Origin of the sequence: Stenotrophomonas indicatrix (genome assembly GCF_050573115.1) — a bacterium.
GTDB classification, from domain to species: Bacteria; Pseudomonadota; Gammaproteobacteria; order Xanthomonadales; family Xanthomonadaceae; genus Stenotrophomonas; species Stenotrophomonas lactitubi_A.
Genome location: NZ_JBNYZT010000004.1, coordinates 39,840 through 63,737 on the forward strand (window position 1 = coordinate 39,840; position 23,898 = coordinate 63,737).

The following is a 23,898-nucleotide window of genomic DNA, read 5'->3' on the forward strand; positions in this document are numbered from 1 at the left end:
TGGGACGTGAAGGATGTGCTAATTTCCGTCCTTTAACGGGAGAGGCCCATCCATCATGTTCGAGCGTCAGCGTCGCACCAAGATCCTTGCCACCCTCGGTCCGGCTACCGATCCGCCGGGCGTGCTGGAGGATCTGTTCCGCGCCGGCGTCAATGTGGTGCGCCTCAACTTCAGCCACGGTGACCCGTCCGGCCAGGCCAAGCGCGCCGCCGATGTGCGTGCCGCCGCGCAGCGGGTGGGCGTGGAAGTGGGCATCCTGGCCGACCTGCCGGGCCCGAAGATCCGCATCGAGCGCTTTACCGAAGGCAAGATCAAGCTCAAAGCGGGCGACCGCTTCGACCTGGTCGCCTCGGCGACCCCGCCGCCGGGCGACACCACCCAGGTGGGCGTGAGCTACCTCGGCCTGCCGCAGGACGTGACCGCCGGCGACGTGCTGCTGCTCGACGATGGCCTGATGCAGCTGCAGGTCGTGGAAGTGGATGGCGAGCGCATCATCAACACCGTGCTCAACGACGGCGTGCTGTCCGATCGCAAGGGCCTGAACAAGCAGGGCGGTGGCCTGTCGCTGGGCGCGCTGACCGAGCGCGACAAGGAGCTGATCGGCATCGTCGCCAAGATCGGCGTGGACTTCATCGCCGTGTCGTTCTGCCGCAATGCGCAGGACATGAACGATGCGCGCGAGATCGCCGAGTCGCACGGCTGCTACGCCGCGCTGGTGTCCAAGATCGAGCGCACCGAAGCCATCGAGAACCTGGAAGAGATCGTCGACGCCAGTGACGTGGTGATGGTGGCGCGTGGTGACCTTGGCGTGGAAATCGGCGATGCCGAGCTGCCGGGCCTGCAGAAGAAGATCATCAAGGCCTCGCTGGCGCAGAACAAGGTGGTGATCACCGCCACCCAGATGCTGCAGTCGATGGTCGAAAGCCCGATCCCGACCCGCGCCGAAGTGCTGGACGTGGCCAACTCGGTCATCGACGGTACCGATGCGGTGATGCTGTCGGCCGAAACCGCCGCTGGTATGTACCCGGTCAAGGCGGTCGAAGCGATGGCGCGTATCTGCCTCGGTGCCGAACGCCAGTTCCAGACCGAGACCGATTTCGGCGCCTCGCCGCGCAACCTGGAACGCGCCGACCAGGCCATTGCCATGGCCACCATGTTCCTGTCCCAGCACGTGGGCGTGCGCGCGATCGTGGCGATGACCGAATCCGGTGGCACCGCCCGCTACCTGTCGCGTTTCCGTGCCTCGGCACCGGTGTTCGCGGTTACCCGCCACGATGGCGCTCGCCGGCAGATGGCGCTGATGCGCGACGTGTTCCCGATCAACTTCGACAGCCGTGGCTTCACCCCGCGCGAAGCCGCACGCGGCAGCATCCGCCTGCTGGTGGAAGGCGGCATGCTGCAGGCCGGCGACCGTGTGGTGTTCACCAGCGGTGAGCACATGGAAACCCACGGCGCGACCAATACCCTGCGCCTGCTGGAAGTGGGCGACGACGGCCGCGCCAGCGGTCTCGGCGACCTGTAAGACGTGTCGCGTCGGGTCGGAGCCGCTGCGCGGGTCCGACCCCGGGGTCAGATCCCCGAAGGGGCTCTGACCCGATCCGGCAGGACATTTCCTGACCCGCACAGACAGTGGAACCGGTTCCATCCGAGCCTCCACGTCGGGGCAACGGGTAGCGGGGCTATACTTACATTTTTCCCGCACCCGCCACAGGAAGTACATGAGCATCGAACAGCTGGCTGAAACCGCCCAGGCCATGGTTGCCCCGGGCAAGGGCATCATCGCGATCGACGAATCCACCGGTACCATCGCCAAGCGCTTTGCCAGCGTCGGCATCGAGAACACCGAAGAGAACCGTCGCGCCTACCGCGAACTGCTGCTGACCACGCCGAAGCTCAACGAGCATATTTCCGGCGCCATCCTGTACGACGAGACCATCCGTCAGTCGACCAAGGACGGCGTGCCGTTCGCCAAGTACATGACCGACCACGGCATGATTCCGGGCATCAAGGTGGACAAGGGTGCGCACCCGCTGGCCGGTTGCCCGGGCGAGCTGGTCACCGAAGGCCTGGACGGCCTGCGTGAGCGGCTGCAGGAGTACTACAAGCTGGGCGCGCGCTTCGCCAAGTGGCGTGCGGTCATCAACATCGGCGAGAGCATTCCGTCGGGCACCTGCATCGAGTCCAACGCGCATGCGCTGGCCCGCTATGCCGCGCTGTGCCAGGAATGCGGCCTGGTGCCGATGGTCGAGCCGGAAGTGATCATGGACGGCGAGCACGACATCGAGACCTGCTACGAAGTCACCGAAGCCACCCTGCGCTCGCTGTTCGACGCGCTGTACCAGCAGAACGTGCTGCTGGAAGGCACCATCCTGAAGGCTTCGATGGTCATCTCCGGCAAGGGCTGCGACGAGCAGGCCGACGTCGAGGAAGTGGCCGAGTCGACCGTGATGTGCCTGAAGAGCACCGTGCCGGCGATCCTGCCGGGCGTGGTGTTCCTGTCCGGTGGCCAGGGCGATGAGCAGTCCACCGCCCACCTCAATGCCATGAACCAGATGGGTCACCTGCCGTGGCCGCTGAGCTTCTCCTATGGCCGTGCCATGCAGCAGGCGGCACTGAAGCTGTGGGGCAAGGACATGAAGGGCAACTACGCCGCCGCGCAGAAGACCGTCTACGAGCGTGCCAAGGAAAACGGCCAGGCCGCCCTGGGCAAGTGGAACGGCTGATCCGCTGTTTCGCAGCATGAACTGAACAAGGCAGCGCCGGCATCACGCCGGCGTTTGCTTTTGCCGGTATCGTTGCCGCCTCCCGCACGCCAGGCCAGTGCGTGGGGCATACATGGAAGGCCAAGGAGAAAAAGCATGCGTATCACCGCAATCACGCTGGCCGTTGCCACGGTGCTGGCTGTCGGCGGCTGCAACCGGATGGGTGGCAGCACGGACGTGGGCAAGGCCCCCTCGCTGGAGTTCGACAAGCCGGTATCCGGCGAAATCACCTCGCGCAGCGGCGTCAATTTCAATGATGGCAGCCACCATCAGCTGTACCAGCTGAAGCTGGACGACAAGCAGCTGGTCGGCATCAAGTTGACCGGCGCGCTGCGCGGCTCGATCGCCGTGTTCAACAACGGCGTGCTGGTGGCCAGCAGCAGCTCGGGCTACGAGCGCGGCGACGACGTCTCGCTGGCATTCCGCGCCAATGGCACCGGCAGCTACCAGGTGGCCATCAATGCCGACGGCCCCTCCGCCTTCGGCCCGTACCGCCTGCGTGCCGAGAAGCTGGTGCCGTATGACGGCAAGCCGATGGTGGCCGAAGGCGAGATCGTCGACCTGCTGGTCTCCAAGTCGCAGGATTACACCCTGCAGGTGGACAAGGCGGGCATGTACGAGATCCGCCTGGAATCGGATGCGTTCGATACCGTGCTGAAGCTGGACGGCAACGGCGCACAGTCAGAGAACGACGACGGCGGTGACGGCACCAATTCGCGCATCGGCATGCCGCTGGAACCGGGCAAGTACACCCTGCGTGTGCGCAGCCTGGGCGAAGACGGTACCGGCGCCTTCAAGCTGACCGCCAAGCGCACCGAGCTGCCGGCCAACATGGTCATGCGTGACGGCACCACCCTGCCGAACTCCGGCAGCGTGTTCGCCATGCTCGATGGCGAAGGTCGCCGCCGCTTCCTGCTGAGCCTGCCGCGTCCGGCCGATGTGCGCCTGGATGCGATTTCCAGCCAGGTGGATACGGTGCTGCGCGTGGTCGGTTCGAACGTGGAGCTGGTGGACGACGATGGTGGCAATGGCACAAACGCGCGCCTGGAAGAATCGCTGCCGGCCGGCCACTACACCGTGGACGTGACCAGCCTGAGCGACGAAGCGGGCATGGTGGAAGTACGCGTGCAGGTCGACGGCGCCGCTTCGGCCGCCGCATCGGCTGCTGCTACGGCGGCGGCCGACGCTGCCGCCGAAGTAACGAACTGACGCTGTCGCGGCGGATGTAAACGAAAAGGCCGGGCAATGCCCGGCCTTTTTTCTTCCACGCCCCGCATTGTTTCAATGCGCCGGCACGAATCCGGTATCGCCCAGTGGTGGCAGCAGCGACCCGCGTCCACTGTCGGCGACCTGGCCTGCGGCCGACAGCGCCTGCTGGTAGGCCTTGGCGGTTGCCGTGTTGAATGCCACCAGCACGATCCGCATCGGCTGAGCGTGGCTGCGCTGCCAGGCCAGTGTTTCGGTCACCGCGATCTGCGCCGCCTGGTACAGCGGATAGCCATACACCCCGCAGCTGATGGCCGGGAACGCGATCGACTGCAGGTTCAGCGATTCGGCCAGCTGCAGCGACTTCCAGTAGCAGTTCGCCAGCAGTGCCGGCTCGTCGCGCTGGCCGTCGTGCCAGACCGGGCCGACGGTGTGCAGTACGTGCCGTGCCGGAAGTGCATGGGCATCGGTTGCGCGCACCTCACCGGTCGGGCAGCGCACGCCGGGGCGCAGCTCCGGCAGACGCTCGCACTCGGCCAACAGGCCGGGGCCGGCCGCACGATGGATCGCGCCGTCGACACCGCCGCCGCCGAGCAGTGATTCATTGGCCGCGTTGACGATCGCATCCACCGCCAGGGCCGTGATGTCGCCCTGCCACACTTCGATCTTCATGCGTCCGTCTCCTGCCTGTAGTTGTTGCGCGCCGTGCCCACGCTGGCTGCACCCGCATCTTGCGGGACAGGGCATCGATGCTGCGTCATGACCGTCTCACGCACTGCGATCCGCGCTGTTCATGCACGATGGCCGGCAGCGCCTTCACGCAGGCTGAAGCGAGCGCCGCGCGCAGGCAAAACGAAAGTTCCTGAAGTGGATTGCTTCTGATTTGCTGGGGAAACGGTCCGCTTCCAGCAGCAATGCCCAGTCAGGATTGCCCAAATGGAAACGCCCACCGCTAGGGTGGGCGTCATCCTGCTGTCATCGACAACGCGGCGATCAGGGCAGACCGGCCAACCAGTCGTCGTCGGAACCTTCATTGACGTCGGCGAACAGCGGCGTGGAGAAGTAGCGTTCACCCGTGTCCGGCAACATCGCCAGGATCACCGCGCCCGGTTCAGCGCGATCTGCCACGTCCAATGCGCTGGCCACGGTGGCCCCGGCGGAGATACCGACGAAGATGCCTTCCTCTGCCGCCAGCCGGCGGGCGGTGGCGATCGCGCGGTCATCCTCCACCGTCACCAGTTCGTCCACCACATTGCGGTTGAGCACATCGGGCACGAAGTCCGGGGTCCAGCCCTGGATCTTGTGCGGCTTCCAGTCGTCGCCCTTCAGCAATGCGGCACCTGCCGGTTCGGTGGCGATGATGCGGGTGTCGGGGCGGGCGACCTTCAGCACCTCGCCGACGCCGGTCAGCGTGCCGCCGGTGCCCCAGCCGCTGACGAAGTAGTCCAGGCGCTTGCCGGCGAAATCACGCAGGATCTCCGCGGCGGTGGTGTTGCGGTGGTAGGCCGGGTTGGCCGGGTTGGCGAACTGGCTGGCCAGGAACCAGCCGTGCTCCTCGGCCAGCTCACGCGCCTTGCGCACCATGCCACTGCCGCGCTCGGCGGCCGGGGTCAGGATGACCTTCGCGCCGTAGGCGCGCATCAGCTTGCGGCGTTCCACCGAGAAGGTCTCGACCATGGTCGCCACGAACTTGTAGCCGCGTGCGGCGGCCACCATCGCCAAGGCGACGCCGGTGTTGCCCGAGGTGGCTTCGACGATGGTGTCGCCCGGCTTGAGCAGGCCACGCTGTTCGGCATCGAGGATGATCGCCAGCGCCAGGCGATCCTTCACCGAGCCGCCCGGATTGAAGGATTCAACCTTGGCGTAGACGGTCACGCCCTGCGGCGCCAAACGCTGCAGCTTGACGATGGGGGTATTGCCGATGGTGTCGAGGATGGAGTCGTACAGGGCCATGGGAGCGCTCCAGGAGCAGGCCGCGCCGGGCTCGGCGGGCAGAAGGGAAGAGGGCTGGCTGTTCAGGCCAGCGGCTGCCGGCTGACCGTAGCGCCGGCATATGACGCCCGGAAATGACCAGATACCTTTCTTAAACAACCTTTGGTTATAAGCTGGTGACGGCAATTGACCCTAGAGTGGACCTCCGCCCCCACATCGCCCGCCTGCCATGACGCTGACCCAGCTGCGCTATCTGGTTGCCATCGCCGACGCCGAGCTGAACATCACGCTCGCCGCCTCGCGCGTGCATGCCACCCAGCCTGGCCTGTCCAAGCAGCTCAAGCAGCTGGAGGACGAACTGGGCTTCCTGCTGTTCGTGCGCAAGGGGCGCAGCCTGGAGTCGGTCACCCCGGCCGGCACCGAAGTGATCAGCCGCGCCCGCGCCGTGCTGTCCGAAGCCAACAACATCCGCACCTACGCGGCCAACCAGCGCCGCGAGAGCCAGGGCCAGCTGATTCTGACCACCACCCACACCCAGGCCCGCTTCGTACTGCCGCCGGCCGTGGCGCGCATCAAACAGGCCTATCCGCAGGTCAGCGTGCACCTGCAGCAGGCGGGTGAGGCCGATGCGCTGGACCGGCTGAACCAGGGCGATGCCGATATCGCGATCATCAGTACCGCCGGCAGCGAACCCAGCGACGGCATCGCCGTGCCGCTGTTCCGCTGGCGGCGGCTGGTGGTGGTGCCCAAGGGCCATCCGCTGGACCGCGCCGGCCGCGTACCGGACCTGGCAGCATTGGCCCGCCAGCCGCTGATCAGCTATGAATCCTCCACCCGACCCAACTCCTCCCTGCAGCGCGCTTTTGCCGCGCAGAGCCTGGTACCCGATCTGGCGCTGACCGCTCTGGACGCCGACCTGATCAAGACCTATGTGCGCACGGGTCTGGGGGTGGGGCTGCTGGCCGAGATGGCGATCAGCGCCAACGATGAGGACCTGCGGGTATGGCCGGCGCCGGCGCCGATCACCGAGTGCGTCGCCTGGGCGGTGCTGCCGCGCGACCGGGTGCTGCGCGATTACGCGTTGGAACTGGTGCACGTGCTGGCCCCGCAGATCGACCCGCGCGATCTGCGGCGGGTGCTGGACGGCAACCAGGCCGCGTCCTGGCCGGTGCCGCCGACCTGGGAATCGCTGACGCAGACGATCACAGTCTGAGGCGGGGGCGAGCAGGGCTGCGCCCTGCACCCGCCGAATCAACGGCAAAGCCGGAGCAACGGCAATAGCTGGCTTCCGTGGGGTGGCAGGGCGGTGTGGGCAGGCAGGACACGCCGTAAACCCATCCCTGGGGGCTCGATGGCGCCATCCATGGCGCCAACGGTCCTGCCTGCCCACACCGCCCCGCCTCTGACAGATTCCGACGGCTGTTGGTAGGTGTCGACCTTGGTCGACACGGTAGATCCACGCCATGCGTGGATGAATCTCTTTCAGATATCGAAATCAATCTGGGGTCAGATCCGTTTTCCTAAAGAAAACGGATCTGACCCCAAGAGCGATTCCAACAGATCGCGCAAATCTGTCGAAGGCGGGGTGGGTCCGGTTGCGGGGGCGTGAGCCGCATGGATGCGGCGACCGAGCTTACATGGACGTACTTGCAGCGGCCCCCGCAACCGGACCCACCCCGCCATCCCACGGAATGCCCGCTGTTGCCGTTGCCGTTGCCGTCGATTCGGCGGGTGCAGGGCGCAGCCCTGCCGATAACCCCTCTCCTGCGACGGTTCGTCGCACGGCGCCCCCGGGGGGCACCTCTACACTAGCGCGGTGATCCGCACCGTCCAGCTGCATCGAGCGCTGCTCCAGCTCGCCTTCATGGCGACGCTGCTGATGGTGCTCGCGCCGCTGGTCAGCCGCGCGCTGCAGGCGCCTCAGGGTCAGATCCCTTCACCACAGGGAAGGGCTCTGACCCCATCCACAATGCATGGCGGCATGGACCATGCCCACATGCATCACGGCGATATGGCTGAGGGTCAGATCCCTTTGACAGGGCAAAGGGATCCGACCCCGCCCGCCGATCCGCACGCCATGCATGGCGAGGCCTGCGAGTACTGCGTGCTGGCCATGCGCCTGCTGCCGTGGCTGGCAGTGCTGGTGCTGCTGCTGCCCCTGCTGTGGCGGCCGACGCTGGTGTTCCCATGGTCACAGCTGCGACTGCCGCTGCTGCATTGGCCGGCACACGCCGCGCGTGGCCCGCCGCCGATCTCCACCGTCCGCTGATTTCCCTATCGAATCCGTCGCACGATGCCTGCAAGGGCGTCGTGCGCGCGTGCGTACCTTGGAGCTGTTCCCATGAAAATGACTTTCCCCGGTGCGGGCGCCCGTGCGCGCCTGCCGTTTGCCCTTGGCGTTGCCTTGACCGCGCCCTTTGCCCATGCCGCGCCCGCTGAAGATGCGCGGACGCTGGATACGCTGGTGGTCACCGCCGCTGCACCGTCCTCACCCTTGCACTGGGTGACCGATCCGCGCCTGCCGCGACAGCCGGTGCCGGCCAGCGATGGCGCCGATTACCTGAAGACCGTTCCCGGCTTTTCCGCCATCCGCAACGGCGGCACCAACGGCGATCCGGTGCTGCGTGGCATGTTCGGTTCGCGGCTGAACATCCTCAGCAACGATGGCAATCTTATTGGTGCGTGTCCCTCGCGCATGGACAACCCGTTGTCGTACATCTCGCCGGAGAGCTTTGGCCGGCTGACCATCATCAAGGGCCCGCAGAGCGTGCGCTGGGGCGCGGGTGCGTCTGCGGGCACGGTGCGCTTCGAACGGGATACCCCGCGTTTCGACGAGCCGGGACTGCGTGCCGACGCCAGCGCGCTGGTCGGTTCGCGCAACCGCAACGACCAGGTGTTGGACCTGACGTTGGGCAATCCGACGGGTTATGTGCGTGCCAGCGGCAATCGTTCCGAAGCTGATGACTACAAGGACGGCAACGGTGATGTGGTTCCGTCGAAATGGCGCAAGTGGAATGGCGACGTAGCCGTTGGCTGGACGCCTGATGCCGATACCCTGCTTGAAGTGTCCGCCGGTGCCGGCGATGCGATCGCGCGCTATGCCGGGCGCGGCATGGACGGTGCCGCGTTCGAGCGCACCAGCTACGCCGCGCGTTTCGAGAAGCGCAACCTGCCCGGGGCATGGGACACGCTGCAGGCCAACGTGTACTACAACGAAGCCGATCACGTGATGGACAACTACACGCTGCGTACGCCGAACCCGCACAGCATGATGCCGATGCCCATGGCATCGAACGTGGATCGCCGCACGCAGGGTGGGCGCATCAGTTCCGAATGGCGCTGGCAGGACGTGCAGCTGGTGGCCGGCGTGGATGGCGAGGACAGCCGTCACCGCGGCCGCATGGGCATGGGCCGCAACACTTACAAGCAAGCGGACTGGAACACCGACGCCAACTTCCGCCGCTTCGGTGCGTTCACCGAATTGACCCTCGGCGCTGGCACCGAGCAGCGCTGGATCGGCGGCCTGCGCATCGATCGCGCCAGCGTGCGCGATGAGCGTGCCGACATCGGCGGCATGATGATGGCCATGCCCAATCCGACCGCCGGCCAGCGCCGCAGGGAATGGCTGGGCAGTGGTTTCCTGCGCTACGAACAGGATCTCGCCGACGGCCTGACATGGTATGCCGGGCTGGGCCACAGCCAGCGCATGCCCGACTACTGGGAACTGTTCTCGCCCGACCATGGCCCGACCGGCGCGACCAACGCCTTCGCTGGCATCCAGCCCGAGCGCACCACCCAGCTCGACGTCGGCATGCAGTACAAGGGCCCGCGCGTGCAGGCCTGGGTCTCGGCCTATGCGGGGCAGATCCAGGACTACATCCTGTTCACCTATCGCGGCAGCGGCATGATGGGCATGAGCCAGGCCGACAACGTGCAGGCGCGCATTGCAGGGGCCGAGGCCGGCCTGCAGGTGCAGCTGGACGAGCAGTGGAAGCTGGGTGGCACCCTGGCCTATGCCTGGGGCGAGAACCGCGACCAGCATCGCCCGTTGCCGCAGATGCCGCCGCTGGAAGCGCGCTTGAGCGCTGACTGGGAAGGCCAGCGCTGGAGTGCTGGCGCGCTGGCGCGCGCGGTCACCCATCAGCATCGGGTCGCGGACGGGCAGGGCAACGTGGTGGCGCAGGACCTTGGGCCGAGCAGCGGCTTTGCCACGCTGGCGCTCAATGCCGCCTATCGTTTCAGTTCGCAGCTGCAGCTCAGCGCCGGCGTCGACAACCTGTTCGACCGGGCCTACAGCGAGCATCTGAATCTGGCCGGTAGTGCCGACTTCGGTTTCCCGGCCGATCCGGTGCGCATCAACGAGCCCGGCCGCAGCCTGTGGATGAAGGTGAATTACCGGTACTGACCCCGCAGGCCAGGGCGGATTGCCGGGGTAAAAGAAACGGGGTCGGATCCCCGCCAGGTTCCGACCCCGCCCGGCGCCCTCTGGCCGGGCTTCCCGACTCTACGACGGCATCGCCCTCTGCAGCGCGCCGGGATACATCCCGACATACGCCGACACTGTGCGGCGCACCCTTGCATGGAAGAGGCTCACGGCGCTATCGCAGCGCCGGTTCCACGCCGGTAAACGCTTGGCACATACCGCTTTTGCGGGGCCTTGCCTACACTCGGCGGCCGTGGATCACTCTGGATTGTTCATGCTGGCTCGTATCGCTTCGACCCTGGCCCTTGGCCTCAGCCTGGCCGTGCTGGCCGGGTGCGCAGGCAAACAGGAGGCCGCCGCACGTCGGCAGGGCGAAGCCGTGCCGGTCACTGCGCAGATCGTGCAGGCGATGCAGTGGAACGACACGCTGCAGGCGCTGGGTACGGCCAAGGCGCGCGAATCGATCAGCGTCACCGCCAAGGTGAGCGAGATCGTCGAGCGCGTGCATTTCGAAAGTGGCCAGCAGGTCGCCGCCGGCGCGCCGCTGGTGACCCTGCGCGGTCAGGCCCAGGAGGCCGCACTGGTGCAGGCGCAGGCGACCTTCCGCGAAGCCGACCAGTTGTACAAGCGCCAGCGCGAACTGGCAGCACAGCGGTTGGTGTCCAGCGCGACACTGGATACGCAGAAGTCGATCCGCGACGCCGCCGAAGCACGCGTAGCGCAGATGCAGTCGGACATCGGTGATCGTCGTGTGCGCGCGCCATTTGCCGGCGTCCTCGGCATCCGCCAGATCAGCCCGGGCACGCTGCTGACGCCGACCACGGTGATCGCCACCCTCGACGACGTCGAGCGCATGCACATCGATTTCCAGGTGCCGGAAGTGGAGCTGGCCGCGCTGACCATCGGTGATAAGGTGCAGGCCACCAGCGTGGCCTGGCCAGGCCGCACCTTCGAAGGCGAGGTCAGCACCATCGATGCACGCATCGATCCGGCCACCCGCGCGGTGACCGTACGTGCCGACTTCGCCAATGGCGACCATGCACTGCGTCCGGGCATGTTGCTCGATGTGCGCCTGTTCCATCCCGATCGACCCGCCCTGGTGGTGCCGGAAATCGCCGTGGTGCAGGTCGGTCGCGACAGCTTCATGTACCGCATCAAGGCCGATGACACCGTCGAACGCGTGGACGTGGTCACCGGCGCACGTCGCGCTGGCGTGGTCGAGATCAAGCAGGGCCTGCAGGCAGGCCAGCGCATCGTGGTGGACGGCACCGGCAAGTTGCGTGCAGGCCTGAAGGTGGCGGCCAGCGACGCCGCGCCCGCCAGTGGCGCGCAGCCGGCGACGGTTGAAGCACCGGCGGCTGCCGAGGGTCACGGCGGATGAAGCTGTCCGACATCTCCATCCAGCGGCCGGTGTTTGCCGTGGTGATGAGCCTGCTGTTGCTGGTGCTGGGCGTGATGTCCTTCACCCGCTTGACCCTGCGTGAACTGCCGGCCATCGACCCGCCGATCGTCTCGGTCTCGGTGGACTACACCGGTGCCTCGGCAGCGGTCATCGAAAGCCGCATCACCCAGGTACTGGAAGATGCGCTGGCCGGTATCGAAGGCATCGATACGATCAACGCGCGCAGCACCAACGGCCGTTCGCAGGTCAGCATTGAATTCACCTCCAACCGTGACATCGAAGCGGCGGCCAACGACGTGCGCGATGCCGTCAGCCGCGTGGCCGACCGCATGCCCGAAGAGGCACGGCCACCGGAGATCGCCAAGGTCGAGAGCGATGCCGATCCGATCATCTGGTTCAACATGGTGTCCTCGACCATGGACACGCTGGAACTGAGCGACTACGCCGACCGCTACGTGGTGGACCGTTTTTCCAGTCTCGATGGCGTGGCCCAGGTCCGCATCGGTGGCCGCCAGCGCTATGCGATGCGCATCTGGCTGGACCGCGACCAGCTGGCTGCACGCGGCCTCACCACCGGCGACATCGAAACCGCGCTGCGCAACGAGAACGTGGAACTGCCGGCCGGCCGCATCGAATCCACCGACCGCGATTTCACCCTGCGCGTGGAGCGCAACTACATCAAGCCCGAAGACTTCGCGACCATCCCGCTGGGCAAGGGCAGTGACGGCTACGTGGTGCGCATGGGCGATGTGGCGAAGATCGAGCTGGCCTCGGCCGAACGTCGCGCGTACTACCGCAGCAACGGCGAGCCCGGCATCGGCCTGGGCATCGTCAAGACCTCCACCGCCAACTCGCTGGACGTGGCGCGTACCGCGCGCGCCGAGGCCGAACGTGTCGCACTGACCCTGCCCAAGGGCACGCAGATCTTCGTAGCCTTCGACAACACCACCTTCATCGAGGCCGCTGTCGACCGTGTGTACGCCACGCTGGTGGAGGCGATGATCCTGGTGCTGGCGGTGATCTGGTTGTTCCTCGGCAGCTTCCGTGCCGCGTTGATTCCTGCGGTAACGGTGCCGGTGTGTCTGGTGGCGGCCTTCATCGCGCTGTATGCGTTCGACTTCTCCATCAACCTGCTGACCCTGCTCGCGCTGGTGCTGTGCATCGGCCTGGTGGTGGATGATGCGATCGTGGTGGTGGAAAACGTGCAGCGCCGCATCGACCTGGGAGAACCACCGCTGGTGGCGTCCAAGCGCGGCACCGCACAGGTGGCGTTCGCGGTGATCGCCACCACCGCCGTGCTGGTGGCGGTGTTCCTGCCGGTCGGTTTCCTGGAAGGCAATACCGGGCGCCTGTTCCGCGAACTGGCGGTGGCCCTGGCCGCAGCGGTCGCGCTGTCAGCGTTCGTCGCGCTGACGCTGACCCCGATGATGGCCTCCAAGCTGCTCAAGCCGCATACCGGGCAGGCACCGCGCGGGCTGCACGGTTTCATCAACCGCAATCTGGAACGCCTGTCCGGCGCTTACGGTCGCGTGCTCGATCATCATGTCGATCGCACGTGGATCTACCTGCTGGTGATGGTCGCTGCGTTGGCGGCCAGTTGGCTGCTGATCAAAGTGCTGCCTTCGGAACTGGCCCCTGCCGAAGACCGTGGTTCGTTCCAGATCATGATCGACGGCCCGGAAGGCGCTGGCTACGACTACACCGTGCAGCAGGTACAGCAGGTGGAAGCGCTGCTGGCACCGCATGTGGGCGCGGACAAGCCGATCGTGCGCGCCAACCCGCGCGTGCCCGGCGGCTTCGGCGCAAGCGAGGAAATGCACACCGGCCGCGTCAGCGTGTTCCTGCAGCCGTGGCGCCAGCGCAGTGAAGGCACGCCCGAAGTAGCCAACGAACTGCAGAAGGAACTGGACACCATCCGTGGCGTGCGCGTACGCACCCAGGTCGGTGGCGGACTGGTGCGCAGTGGCGGGCAGCCGTTCCAGATCGTGCTGGGCGGCCCGGAATACGCCGAGATCGCGCAGTGGCGCGATCGCATCCTGCTGCGCATGGCCGACAACCCCGGCCTGGTCGGCCCGGACTCGGACTACAAGGAAACCCGGCCGCAGATGCGGGTGAACATCGACCGCCAGCGTGCCGCCGACCTCGGCGTGCCGGTTACCGCGATCGGTTCGGCGCTGGAAACGATGATGGGCTCGCGCCGCGTCACCACCTTTGTCGACAACGGCGAGGAGTACGACGTGCTGGTCCAGGCCGGCCGTGATGGCCGCGCAAGCCCGGCCGACCTCGCCGCGATCCGCGTGCGTGCAACCTCCGGCGAACTGGTGCCGTTGTCCAACCTGGTCACGCTGAGCGAAGTGGCCGAAGCCGGTACCTTGAACCGCTTCAACCGGCTGCGCTCGATCACCATCAATGCCGGCCTGGCACCGGGGTATCCGCTGGGCGAGGCCATCGCCTGGGCGCAGCAGGTGACGCGCGAAGAGCTGCCGCAGTACGCGCAGGTGAACTGGAAGGGCGAATCGCGCGAGTACCAGAGCGCGGGTGGCGCGGTGCTGCTGACCTTCGCCATGGCCCTGCTGGTGGTGTACCTGGTGCTGGCCGCACAGTTCGAGAGCTTCATCCACCCGCTGACGATCATGCTGACCGTGCCGCTGGGCGTACTCGGTGCGCTGGTGGGGCTGTGGCTGAGCGGGGGCACGGTGAACCTGTTCAGCCAGATCGGCATCGTCATGCTGGTCGGCCTGGCGGCCAAGAACGGCATCCTGATCGTCGAATTCGCCAACCAGCTGCGCGACGACGGGCGAACCGTGCGCGAAGCGATCATCGAATCGGCGATGGTGCGCCTGCGTCCGATCCTGATGACCTCGATCGCCACCGTGGTCGGCGCCATCCCGCTGGTGGTGGCCGGTGGCCCGGGTTCGGCCAGCCGTGGCACCATCGGCATCGTGATCATCTTCGGCGTCACCCTCTCCACCTTCCTGTCGCTGTTCGTGGTGCCGGCGTTCTACGCGCGGCTGGCCCCGTATACCCGTTCGCCGGAAGCAGTGAAGCGCGAGCTGGAGAAGCAGGAGGCCGACTCGCCGTCGGTGGGTGGTCATGCCTGACCATCGCGCCGACGGGGTCGGATCCCTTTCCCAAAGGGCAAGGGCTCTGACCCCGCGCTTGCAAGGCAACGGATTCGTCCTGCGCCCTTGGCGTCCTGACGACCTCGAATCCCTGCTGCGCCATGCCAACGACGCGGACGTCTCGCGTGGGCTGCGTGACCGCTTCCCGTACCCGTACACCCGCGAGGATGGCGAAGCCTTCCTGGGCGGGCGCGTGCTGGCCCCCGGCACGCTGAACCTGGCCATCGAGATAGACGGCCAGGCCTGCGGCAGCGTGGGCGCCCAGCAGGGCGTGGCCGAGCGCGGGCATACCGCTGAACTGGGCTACTGGCTTGGCCAGGCCCATTGGGGGCGGGGCCTGATGACCGGTGTGGTCGGTCTGTTCGCGCCCTGGGTGATGGACGAGCTGCGCCTGTTCAGGCTGCAGGCTACGGTGGTCGACTTCAACCTGGGCTCGGCCCGGGTACTGGAAAAGAACGGTTTCCAGGAAGAGGGCGTGGAGCGCTGCGCCGTCTACAAACGCGGCGTCCTGCATGACCTGCGCCGGTTTGCCCGGGTGCGCACGCAGCTGCCCTGAAAGGCCGCCGGGCATGGCCCGGTGCTACAACACGCCCCGGGTCGGATCCCTTTTCGCAAGAAAAGGGCTCTGACCCCTTTTCACAGGCATCGGGGGTCAGAGCCCCCGCGCGTTGCGCAAGGGATCCGACCCCATTCTTCTGGCGCTATCGCAGCGACCTTCGATCAGGGAGAATCGACCGGTCCCTTCCAGCCGACGGGACGTCCTCACAACCCGCCGACTGGAGAGAGCGCGCGTGGAAGCTACCGTACATTTCATCAACAGCATCATCTGGAGCAAGGCGCTGATCTTCATGTGCCTGGCCGCCGGCCTGTTCTTCAGCCTGCGCACCCGCTTCATGCAGATCCGTGGTTTCGTCGAGATGTGCCGCCTCACCGTGTCCGGTGAGAAATCCGACGCCGGCGTGTCCTCGTTCCAGGCCCTGGCCATGTCGATGGCCGGCCGCATGGGCATCGGCAACATCGCCGGCGTGGCCACCGCCATCGCCTTCGGTGGCCCCGGCGCGATCTTCTGGATGTGGGTGATGGGCTTCCTCGGCGCATCCACTTCGTACGTGGAATGCACCCTGGCGCAGATCTACAAGACCAAGGATGCCGAAGGCCGCTACCGCGGTGGCCCGGCCTACTACATCGAAAAGGCGATGGGCCTGAAGTGGTACGCCATGGCCTTCGCCATCGCCACGATCATCGCCGCCGGCTTCCTGATGCCGGGTGTGCAGGCCAACGCGATCGCCGACAGCATCATCAATGCCTGCCGTGGCACCGCGCTGTGCGGTCCGCTCGATGGCCAGTCCTTCGGCATGGAATCGGTGCAGGCGCTGAAGCTGGGCATCGGTATCGTCGTCGCCCTGCTGCTGGGCGTGGTGATCTTCGGTGGCGTCAAGCGCATCGCCAACTTCGCCGAAGTGGTGGTGCCGTTCATGGCGGCCGGCTTCATCCTGATGGCCATCGTCATCATGATCATCAACTACGACCGCGTGCCGGAAATGTTCGGCATCATCTTCAAGAGTGCCTTCGGCACCCATGCCGCGTTCGGCGCGATGATGGGCCTGGCGGTGGAGTGGGGCATCAAGCGCGGCATCTACGCCAACGAGGCCGGCCAGGGCTCGGGTCCGCACGCTGCAGCGGCTTCGGAGGTCTCGCACCCGGCCAAGCAGGGTTACGTGCAGGCCTTCGCCATCTACTTCGACACCATGATGGTGTGCACTGCCACCGCCTTCCTGATCCTGGCCAGCGGCACCTACAACGTGTATTCGCCGGTGGCCGGCGCTGAGCCGATCTTCCAGGGCCTGGCCGGCATTCCCGAAGGCGCGGGCTACGCGCAGGCGGGTGTGGAAGCTGTGCTGCCGGGCTGGGGCTCGGCCTTCGTGTCGGTGGCGATCTTCTTCTTCGCCTTCACCACGATCATGGCCTATTACTACATGGCCGAAACCAACCTGACCTACGTCAACCACAACAGGAAGCGCCCGTTCACCGTGCTGCTGCTGCGCCTGGGCATCATCGGCATGGTCGTGTTCGGTGCTTTCCACAACGCCACCCTGGCCTGGGCGTTGGGTGATATCGGCGTGGGCCTGATGGCCTGGCTGAACATCATCGCCATCCTCATCGTGCAGAAGCCGGCCATGCTGGCCCTGCGTGATTACGAACGACAGAAGAAGCTCGGCCTCGATCCGACCTTCGACCCCGATGCCCTGGGCATCAAGAACGCCGATTTCTGGCGTCAACGCAAGCTGGAGTTGTCCCGTAGTGAATGATCCCTGGAAGAATGCCCGCCGCCCGTCGTCGCGACCGCCGCGGGCCACCCCGCTGCCACCGCGCGAGGGTGGCACCCCGCCGCCACCGGGGCGTGGCAACGACGAACTTCGCCTGTATGGCTGGAACGCCGTGCAGGCCCTGTTCGCCAAGCGTCCGCAGGCACTGCGCAAGCTGTACCTGGTGGAGTCGCTGATTCCGCGCATGCAGCCGGTGCTGAAGTGGTGCGTGGCCAACCGCGTGGGCTATCGCGTGGTGGAAGAGGGCGACCTCAACAAGCTGGCCGCTACCACCCACCACGAAGGCCTGGTGGCCGACGTGCTGCGCGCGCCGGTGTTGCCGCTGGCGCAGTGGCTGGCCGAACTGGGCGAAGGCCCGGCGCTGGCACTGTGGCTGGATGGCGTCGGCAATCCGCACAACTTCGGTGCGATCCTGCGTTCGGCCGCGCACTTCGGTGCCAAGGCACTGCTGCTGCCTGCCAGCAGCACGCTGGCACTGTCCGGCGCGGCCGCACGCGTGGCCGAGGGCGGTGCAGAGTCGGTGCCGCTGGTGCAGCTGCCTGAAGACGCAGAAGCGATGGCGCAGCTGCGCGCGGCCGGTTTCGGCCTTGCCGCGACCCTGGTCGACGGTGGCGATGACGTGTTCCGCGCGTCGTTGCCGGCCCGCCTGGTCTACGTGATGGGTGCTGAAAGCGAGGGCATGGATCGCGGCCTGGCCAGCCTGTGCGACCAGCAGTTGTCGATTCCCGGCAGCGGTGCGGTGGAAAGCCTGAATGTCGCTTCCGCCACGGCCGTGTTGTTGGCGCAGTGGGTCAGCCAGCGCGGCTGAGCCCCTGACCGGGGTCAGATCCCTCGCCACGGCGAGGGCTCTGACCCCACTGTGTCACCGCATCATTCGTTCGGCGGCGTGGTTGCCTTCGCTTCACTGCCGAAACTGCCATCGGCTTCGGCGGCCAGATACGCAAACACGGTGTAGGCCGCTACGTTCTGCGCCAGCGCCTTCGGGTCGATCTTGTCGAGCGTGTCGTCGGCGGTGTGGTGCAGATGGAAGTAATCCGAGCCATCCTGCGCCAGCCACGCCCACGCACCGCCCTTGGCGGCCAGCGGACCGACATCCGGGCCCGGGCCCCCCTTGTCGGCGGCGTACTCGATGCCGAGCGGCTTCATCACCTCGGCGATCTGCTTGGTAGCCTCGCGCGAGCCTTCCGGGTTCGGCGAACCTGTGTTGAAGGCGTAGATGCGGCCAGCGCCGAAATCGCTCTCGGCGGCCAGCTGGTGCAGGGCTACGTCCTTGGCATGTGCCTCGGCGTAGGCCTTGCCGCCATACAGCCCCTGTTCTTCATTGGCGAAGGCGATCACGCGGATGGTGCGCTTCGGTGCCTGCTTCAGCTGGCCGATCAGATGGCCGGCGGCCATGGTGATGCCCACGCCCGCGCCGTCATCGACCGCGCCGGTGCCCAGGTCCCATGAATCCAGATGGCCGCCGATCACCACCACTTCCTTCGGCAGCGTGCGGCCGGTGATCTCACCGATCACGTTGTACGAGGTCGCCGTGCCATCCCAACCGCAGTCCAGCGCCACCTTCACCGTGGTTGCGCCACGGGCCAGCAGGCGCGCCAGCTGGTCGGCATCGGGTACCGACAGCGCCGCCGACGGCACCGGGGTCAGGCCGTCATCGAAGCGGGTGATGCCGGTGTGCGGCACACGGTGCGAGTCGGTGCCGGCCGAGCGCATCAGGAAGCCGACCGCACCCTTGCGGATCGCCTCGGACGGGCCCTTGCTGCGGATCGCACCGCCGCGGCCATAGTCGCGGCCATCGCGGAACGGCAGCATCTGGTAGTCGACAAAGGCGATCTTGCCCTTCAGCGAGCCCACCGGTGCGGCCTGCAGTGCAGCCAGATCAGCGAAGCGCACGACCTCGGCTTCGACGGTGCCGCCAGGGCTGCCGCCCAGCGCAGTGATCTGCAACGGCTGCGGGTTCCTGCCGGTCACGGCGGCGTGTTCACTACGGCGCTCCCACTTCGGGAACGTCACCGGTTCCTTCCAGACCTTGTCAAAGCCCAGTGCCTTGAACTTGGCTTCGGCCCAGGCCACCGCGCGGGCATCGGCTTCGCCGCCGGCGATGCGCGGGCCGATCTCGGTGGTCAGCGATTCGACCACCTTCCAGCCGGTGTCATCGGCCAGCGCCTGGTCGCGCAGCTGTGCGGCGGTGGCCAGCGAGGCTGGCGGCAGGGTGGTGGCATGCGGCGCCGCGAAGGCCGGCGCGGCCAGCAGGGCGAGGGAGGATGCGATGGCAAGGACGCGGCGACGCATGGACAGCTCCGGGAAGGGTGTAAGCCTTGGAGCTTAACAGTCGTTCAGCGCCGCGCATGGGCGGGAGGTCATGGCTGGTGCGGATGCTGTTTTCCGCCAGATGCGGCAAAGCGAAAGCCCCGCCGGAGCGGGGCTTTCGTGTGTTCAGGGTAGTGCCGGCCGCTGGCCGGCACCTCCGCCATTCCGACGTTGCCGGCCAGCGGCCGGCACTACCGGTATGCGTTCTTACTTCTTCAGGCTGTCGCGGATCTCGCGCAGCAGTACCACTTCCTCGGCCGGCGCTGCCGGTGCGGCTTCCTTCTTGCGCGACAGGCGGTTGATCACCTTGATCACCAAGAAGATGGCGAAGGCCACGATCACGAACTGGATCAGCGTGTTGATGAAATCACCGTAGCCGATCACCACTGCCGGGATTTCCTTGCCATCGGCGCCGATGCTGGCCGGCGACAGCGTCCACGCCAGATGCGAGAAATCCACACGGCCGATCAGATAACCCAGCGGCGGCATGATGATCTTTTCCACCAGCGCGGTGACGATCTTGCCGAAGGCCGCGCCGATCACCACGCCGACGGCGAGGTCGATGACATTGCCGCGCATCGCGAATTCCTTGAATTCGGTGAGCATTCCCATTGTTGTTTTTCTCCTGAGGGCGAGGGGGGACAGCGCGAAGGGTAGCGCAGGTGATGTCAGCCGGCGATCACGCCGTGGCGCTCGGCCACGTTCTCAAGGCGTGCGCTGAAACGGTCGCCAGGCTTCAGCGCGGCCACGCCGGACGGCGTACCCATGAACACCAGGTCGCCGGCACGCAGCTGCCACAGCTTGGACAGCTCGTGCAGGACCTCCGGCACGTTCCAGATCATCTGGTCGAGCAGGGACTGCTGGCGTACTTCGCCATTGATCTCCAACGACAGGTTAAGCGCGGCCAGGTCACCGACTTCACCGGCATGCACGATCTCGCTGATCGGCGCGGAGGCATCGAAGCCCTTGGCCGCATCCCACGGGTGGCCCTTTTCCTTGGCGGCGGCCTGCAGGTCGCGGCGGGTCAGGTCCAGGCCCACGGCATAGCCATACACCAGTGCCTCGGCATCGGCCACGGCCAGTTCGCCGGCGGGCGCATCACGGCCGATCGCCACCACCAGTTCCACCTCGTGGTGCAGGTTGCGGGTGGCCGGCGGATAGGGGATCACATCATCGTGGCCGACCACGATGGCGTCGGCCGGCTTGGTGAAGAACATCGGGCGGCCGCGATCGTCTGCTGCAGGCACGGCAGCGCCCATCTCACGCGCATGGTCGGCGAAGTTGCGGCCGACGCAGTAGATGCGGTGCACAGGAAAACTGCCGCCGCCAACAACCGGTACACGCGGCGTGGCTGCAGCAGGGATCACATCGGAGACATCGGACATGCGGGCATCCAGGAAGGGAGTGCCCGCAGTCTAGAACGCAGCAAGGCCCGCCGTCAGCGGGCAGCGTCGATCAGCGCGAGGCCGGCAGCGCCGACTTGCGCACCACGTGGTACTCACCCTCGACCACGTTCGGGTCGGCAGGACGGCTCGGGCCGGGCTTGCGCGAAGCCAGCAGCTTCCACGCCAGACCCACCAGGATCATGGCGGCACCGACGAAAACGCCGATGAACACCATCGCGGCCAGGATCGCCAGGCCGAGCAGGCCTACGGCAACGCGCACCAACGGATGGCGCGGCTTGCGCGGGGCAAACAGGGTGCGGAACTGGTTGAAGGCGAAATCGCGATTGAACATGGTGGCTCGATAGGCTGGAAATCAGCGAGCCATGAGTATCGGCAGCTGCCACTGTCATTGAGTGAAAAACTCGTTAAATATAGCCTTGGCTTATTACGGATCAATGACTTGTGTTCATGTCGCAGCTAGTCACATGACCAGGCATGCGACAATGCGCGATTCCGTCCGAGCCTTCGCCATGACTGCCGCTGTCGCCCTGATCACCCTTGATGCCATTGCCGATGGCGCGTTTGCCGAGGTTGAAGCGGTGGTCGATGGCGATGCCGAGTCGCTGCTGCTGTACCGCGACGGTGAACAGGTGCGCGCGTTCCTGAACATCTGTCCGCACGCGGGCCGCCGCCTGGACTGGGCACCCGGCCAGTTCCTGAAGAGCCGCGAAGGCCACCTGGTCTGCGCTGCCCACGGCGCCTCGTTTGCGCTGGACAGCGGCGACTGCATCGCCGGCCCCTGCAAGGGCGACCGCCTGCGCGCCGTGCCGGTGGACGTGCGCGACGGGCAGGTCTACCTGGCCTGATGTATCGGTGTGCGGACCAACGGTCCGCACCCACCAAGCCAACAGTCCGCACCCAATAGATCAACAGGTATCCAGAGATCCATCCACGCATGGCGTGGATCTACTGCAGATTGCGGTGATCTGTCGAAGGCGGGGTGGGTCCGGTTGCGGGGGCGTGAGCGCCATGGATGGCGCGACCGAGCTTACATGGACGTACTTGCAGCGCCCCCCGCAACCGTGCCCACCCTGCCATCCCACGGATAGCAGGCTGTTGTTGTTGTCGTTGCTTCTGCGGGTGCAGGGCGCAGCCCTGCAGAGAAGACCCCTCAGAACATCAGATTGATCATCACCACCACCACGCAGGTATAGATCAGCGACAGCGGGCCGCCGACCCGCCACATCTCGCGCGGGGTGTAGTTGGCCGGGCCGGTGATCATCGAAATCACCGGGTTCGACGCCGTCATCAGGTTGTTGGACGCCGACAGCGCCACGATCAGCGCGAACGCGGTCGGGTTGCCACCGGCCGCCAGCGCCAGGTTCACCGCGATCGGCACCATCACGATGGTCGCCCCCACATGGCTGATCACCAGCGAGAACACCGTGGTCAGCAGGGCCAGCGCCAACTCCAGCACCCAGATCGGAATGCCGGTGGGCAGCTTGTCGATGGTATGGCCGGCCACCCACGCCGCGGCACCGCTGGAATCCATCGCCCAGCCGAGCGGAATCAGCCCGGCCATCATGAATACCGTCTTCCAGTTGATCGAGGCATAGGCCTCGTCCATGCGCAGCACGCCGGTCAACAGCATGCCGGCCACGCCGGTCATCAGGGTCAGCGCGACCGGCAGTTTGCTGGTCAGCGCGATCAGGATGGTCAGGGCGAAGATCGCCATGGCGATCTTGAACTTGTGCGGGCGCTGCTCGCCAGTGGGGTAATCGGTGACCACCACGAAGTCGCGGCTCTTGGCGGCCTGCGCGAGGTCGGTCCAGATGCTGTGGAAGACCAGCATGTCGCCGGCGCGCAGCTGCACATCGCGTACATCCTCGCGGATCACCTGCTTGTCGCGGTTGATCGCCAGCAGGCTGATGCCGCGTTCCTTGCGCAGGCGCAGCTCGCCTGCGGTCTTGCCGATGACGCCGGAGGTCGGCGGCACCACCGCCTCGGAAATGCCGGCGCGGCTGGGATTGAACAGATCGCCAAGGTGCTTCAGGCGCGAGGACATGCGCAGGAACTGGTTCTGCGCGAAATCGTGGATCTGCTGGCGCGGTCCCATCGCGCCGAGCACGCTGCCCACCCAGATGCGCATTTCCGCCGGCGGTGCCAGGCGGGTGTCATTGCCGGTCTTCAGTGCCAGCAGCAGCGGCGCGTCATGCAGGTTCTCGGCCTCGCCCAGGGTCATGCCGACCAGCGGGCTCTCGGCGGTGACCACCAGCTCGAACACGTCGCCTTCGATGCCGTAGGTCTTGGCGAAGTAGCTCTCGGTGCGGGCCGGCGTGGTGCCGTCGTTGACCAGGCTTTCCTCTTCCACCAGCTTGCGGTCGCCGTAGTAGCGGAAATACAGCAGCGAGGCGATCAGCAGGGCGATGCCGATCGGCAGCGGCGCGAACATGCGCAGCGGCTCGATGGTGGCCAGGCCGGAGGGCAGGTTGTTGTTGGCCGAGGCCAGCAGATCGTTCAGCAGGATCAGCGGCGAGTTGCCGACCATGGTCAGCGCGCCACCCATCACGATCGCCGCCGAGATCGGCAGCAGCAGGCGCTGCATGGTCAGCCCGGTGCGCGCGGCCAGGCGCGAGGCAACCGGCAGGTACAGCGCCATCACCGACGGGTTCTGCATGAAGGACGAGTTCAGGCCGGCGATGGCCGTGGTCATCATCAGCAGCCGCTGCTCCACGCCATGGCCGCGCCGCAGCAGCCAGGCCGCGAGCCGGTTCAAGGCACCGGTGCGGTCCAGGCCCGCGCCGAGGATGGTGGTGGCGATGATGCTCATCACCGCGTTGCCGGAGAAGCCGCCGAAGATCTCCTCCGGCGCGATCAGGCCGGTCACGCCCAGCACCACCAGCACCACCAGCGCGACCACGTCGGCGCGGATGCGCTCGAACAGGAACATCGCCATTGTGAAGCCGACCAGCCCGAGCACGAGCTTCATGTCAGTGGTCAGCGTCAGCGCGGTATCCATGTGGGGCGCG

At 66.5% G+C, this 23,898-nt stretch carries 19 protein-coding genes; 12 read left to right on the forward strand and 7 right to left on the reverse strand.

Annotation, left to right across the window (positions count from 1 at the left end; translation table 11 throughout):
• Positions 1–55: 55 nt before the first annotated feature.
• From pyk to ACQ5SA_RS11195, 3 genes are all read left to right on the forward strand, one after another.
• Complete coding sequence (gene pyk, locus ACQ5SA_RS11185; protein WP_499314270.1) at positions 56–1,522, forward strand: pyruvate kinase; 1,467 nt, start codon at positions 56–58, stop codon at positions 1,520–1,522.
• A 196-nt stretch (positions 1,523–1,718) separates the two neighbouring features.
• Positions 1,719–2,723 (forward strand): class I fructose-bisphosphate aldolase, encoded by a 1,005-nt coding sequence (locus ACQ5SA_RS11190; RefSeq protein ID WP_499314271.1) that lies wholly within the window; start codon positions 1,719–1,721, stop codon positions 2,721–2,723.
• A 135-nt stretch (positions 2,724–2,858) separates the two neighbouring features.
• Positions 2,859–3,971 carry a copper resistance CopC family protein gene (locus ACQ5SA_RS11195; protein WP_353101959.1) on the forward strand — a complete coding sequence of 371 codons (1,113 nt, stop codon included), beginning with the start codon at positions 2,859–2,861 and terminating at the stop codon, positions 3,969–3,971.
• A 72-nt stretch (positions 3,972–4,043) separates the two neighbouring features.
• Here ACQ5SA_RS11195 and ACQ5SA_RS11200 read toward each other — a convergent pair whose 3' ends face one another.
• Both ACQ5SA_RS11200 and cysK read right to left on the reverse strand, forming a co-directional pair.
• Positions 4,044–4,640 carry an O-acetyl-ADP-ribose deacetylase gene (locus tag ACQ5SA_RS11200; protein ID WP_100460196.1) on the reverse strand — a complete coding sequence of 199 codons (597 nt, stop codon included), beginning with the start codon at positions 4,638–4,640 and terminating at the stop codon, positions 4,044–4,046.
• Positions 4,641–4,961: 321 nt separating this feature from the next.
• Complete coding sequence (gene cysK / locus ACQ5SA_RS11205; RefSeq protein WP_499314272.1) at positions 4,962–5,921, reverse strand: cysteine synthase A; 960 nt, start codon at positions 5,919–5,921, stop codon at positions 4,962–4,964.
• A 208-nt stretch (positions 5,922–6,129) separates the two neighbouring features.
• Between cysK and ACQ5SA_RS11210 the strand changes: the two genes are divergently transcribed.
• The 8 genes from ACQ5SA_RS11210 (at position 6,130) to ACQ5SA_RS11245 (ending at position 17,982) form a co-directional block, all read left to right on the forward strand.
• Positions 6,130–7,113 carry a LysR family transcriptional regulator gene (locus ACQ5SA_RS11210; protein ID WP_089236625.1) on the forward strand — a complete coding sequence of 328 codons (984 nt, stop codon included), beginning with the start codon at positions 6,130–6,132 and terminating at the stop codon, positions 7,111–7,113.
• Between the two features lie 603 nt (positions 7,114–7,716).
• Complete coding sequence (locus ACQ5SA_RS11215; RefSeq protein WP_499314273.1) at positions 7,717–8,169, forward strand: DUF2946 family protein; 453 nt, start codon at positions 7,717–7,719, stop codon at positions 8,167–8,169.
• 72 nt (positions 8,170–8,241) lie between these two features.
• The gene (locus tag ACQ5SA_RS11220) at positions 8,242–10,305 is read left to right on the forward strand and encodes a TonB-dependent copper receptor (protein WP_499314274.1); all 2,064 of its coding nucleotides are present in this window, start codon (positions 8,242–8,244) and stop codon (positions 10,303–10,305) included.
• A gap of 292 nt (positions 10,306–10,597) precedes the next feature.
• Positions 10,598–11,704 carry an efflux RND transporter periplasmic adaptor subunit gene (locus tag ACQ5SA_RS11225; protein WP_499314275.1) on the forward strand — a complete coding sequence of 369 codons (1,107 nt, stop codon included), beginning with the start codon at positions 10,598–10,600 and terminating at the stop codon, positions 11,702–11,704.
• On the forward strand, positions 11,701–14,826 hold the full coding sequence (locus ACQ5SA_RS11230; RefSeq protein ID WP_499314276.1) for an efflux RND transporter permease subunit: 3,126 nt from the start codon (positions 11,701–11,703) through the stop codon (positions 14,824–14,826). The genes ACQ5SA_RS11225 and ACQ5SA_RS11230 overlap by 4 nt, the downstream gene beginning before the upstream one ends.
• On the forward strand, positions 14,819–15,403 hold the full coding sequence (locus ACQ5SA_RS11235; RefSeq protein WP_499314277.1) for a GNAT family N-acetyltransferase: 585 nt from the start codon (positions 14,819–14,821) through the stop codon (positions 15,401–15,403). Before ACQ5SA_RS11230 ends, ACQ5SA_RS11235 begins: the two co-directional genes overlap by 8 nt.
• 235 nt (positions 15,404–15,638) lie before the next feature.
• Positions 15,639–17,156: an alanine/glycine:cation symporter family protein gene (locus ACQ5SA_RS11240; protein ID WP_499314278.1), complete on the forward strand. Its 1,518-nt coding sequence runs from the start codon at positions 15,639–15,641 to the stop codon at positions 17,154–17,156.
• Positions 17,149–17,982, forward strand: a complete 834-nt coding sequence (locus ACQ5SA_RS11245; protein ID WP_499314279.1) for a TrmH family RNA methyltransferase — start codon at positions 17,149–17,151, stop codon at positions 17,980–17,982. The genes ACQ5SA_RS11240 and ACQ5SA_RS11245 overlap by 8 nt, the downstream gene beginning before the upstream one ends.
• 62 nt (positions 17,983–18,044) lie before the next feature.
• Here ACQ5SA_RS11245 and ACQ5SA_RS11250 read toward each other — a convergent pair whose 3' ends face one another.
• The 4 genes from ACQ5SA_RS11250 to ACQ5SA_RS11265 all read right to left on the reverse strand — a co-directional run bounded on the left by ACQ5SA_RS11250 (position 18,045) and on the right by ACQ5SA_RS11265 (position 21,221).
• Positions 18,045–19,466 carry a M28 family peptidase gene (locus ACQ5SA_RS11250; protein ID WP_353099371.1) on the reverse strand — a complete coding sequence of 474 codons (1,422 nt, stop codon included), beginning with the start codon at positions 19,464–19,466 and terminating at the stop codon, positions 18,045–18,047.
• 225 nt (positions 19,467–19,691) lie between these two features.
• On the reverse strand, positions 19,692–20,096 hold the full coding sequence (gene mscL / locus ACQ5SA_RS11255) for a large-conductance mechanosensitive channel protein MscL (RefSeq protein WP_230112622.1): 405 nt from the start codon (positions 20,094–20,096) through the stop codon (positions 19,692–19,694).
• A gap of 56 nt (positions 20,097–20,152) precedes the next feature.
• A complete protein-coding gene (locus tag ACQ5SA_RS11260) occupies positions 20,153–20,869 on the reverse strand; it encodes a fumarylacetoacetate hydrolase family protein (protein ID WP_499314280.1) in 717 nt (238 codons plus the stop codon).
• 70 nt (positions 20,870–20,939) lie between these two features.
• Complete coding sequence (locus ACQ5SA_RS11265; RefSeq protein WP_089236615.1) at positions 20,940–21,221, reverse strand: hypothetical protein; 282 nt, start codon at positions 21,219–21,221, stop codon at positions 20,940–20,942.
• A gap of 178 nt (positions 21,222–21,399) precedes the next feature.
• Between ACQ5SA_RS11265 and ACQ5SA_RS11270 the strand changes: the two genes are divergently transcribed.
• Positions 21,400–21,735, forward strand: a complete 336-nt coding sequence (locus ACQ5SA_RS11270; protein ID WP_049469607.1) for a Rieske (2Fe-2S) protein — start codon at positions 21,400–21,402, stop codon at positions 21,733–21,735.
• Between the two features lie 305 nt (positions 21,736–22,040).
• On the opposite strand, the gene ACQ5SA_RS11275 is transcribed toward ACQ5SA_RS11270, so the two are convergent.
• Positions 22,041–23,888: an SLC13 family permease gene (locus ACQ5SA_RS11275; RefSeq protein ID WP_025874276.1), complete on the reverse strand. Its 1,848-nt coding sequence runs from the start codon at positions 23,886–23,888 to the stop codon at positions 22,041–22,043.
• Positions 23,889–23,898 lie beyond the last annotated feature (10 nt).

Coding starts and splice junctions, on each gene's coding strand:
- pyk (WP_499314270.1), top strand. CDS start 56: ATGTTCGAGCGTCAGCGTCGCACCAAGATCCTTGCCACCCTCGGTCCG.
- ACQ5SA_RS11190 (WP_499314271.1), top strand. CDS start 1,719: ATGAGCATCGAACAGCTGGCTGAAACCGCCCAGGCCATGGTTGCCCCG.
- ACQ5SA_RS11195 (WP_353101959.1), top strand. CDS start 2,859: ATGCGTATCACCGCAATCACGCTGGCCGTTGCCACGGTGCTGGCTGTC.
- ACQ5SA_RS11200 (WP_100460196.1), bottom strand. CDS start 4,640: ATGAAGATCGAAGTGTGGCAGGGCGACATCACGGCCCTGGCGGTGGAT.
- cysK (WP_499314272.1), bottom strand. CDS start 5,921: ATGGCCCTGTACGACTCCATCCTCGACACCATCGGCAATACCCCCATC.
- ACQ5SA_RS11210 (WP_089236625.1), top strand. CDS start 6,130: ATGACGCTGACCCAGCTGCGCTATCTGGTTGCCATCGCCGACGCCGAG.
- ACQ5SA_RS11220 (WP_499314274.1), top strand. CDS start 8,242: ATGAAAATGACTTTCCCCGGTGCGGGCGCCCGTGCGCGCCTGCCGTTT.
- ACQ5SA_RS11225 (WP_499314275.1), top strand. CDS start 10,598: ATGCTGGCTCGTATCGCTTCGACCCTGGCCCTTGGCCTCAGCCTGGCC.
- ACQ5SA_RS11230 (WP_499314276.1), top strand. CDS start 11,701: ATGAAGCTGTCCGACATCTCCATCCAGCGGCCGGTGTTTGCCGTGGTG.
- ACQ5SA_RS11235 (WP_499314277.1), top strand. CDS start 14,819: ATGCCTGACCATCGCGCCGACGGGGTCGGATCCCTTTCCCAAAGGGCA.
- ACQ5SA_RS11250 (WP_353099371.1), bottom strand. CDS start 19,466: ATGCGTCGCCGCGTCCTTGCCATCGCATCCTCCCTCGCCCTGCTGGCC.
- mscL (WP_230112622.1), bottom strand. CDS start 20,096: ATGGGAATGCTCACCGAATTCAAGGAATTCGCGATGCGCGGCAATGTC.
- ACQ5SA_RS11260 (WP_499314280.1), bottom strand. CDS start 20,869: ATGTCCGATGTCTCCGATGTGATCCCTGCTGCAGCCACGCCGCGTGTA.
- ACQ5SA_RS11265 (WP_089236615.1), bottom strand. CDS start 21,221: ATGTTCAATCGCGATTTCGCCTTCAACCAGTTCCGCACCCTGTTTGCC.
- ACQ5SA_RS11270 (WP_049469607.1), top strand. CDS start 21,400: ATGACTGCCGCTGTCGCCCTGATCACCCTTGATGCCATTGCCGATGGC.
- ACQ5SA_RS11275 (WP_025874276.1), bottom strand. CDS start 23,888: ATGGATACCGCGCTGACGCTGACCACTGACATGAAGCTCGTGCTCGGG.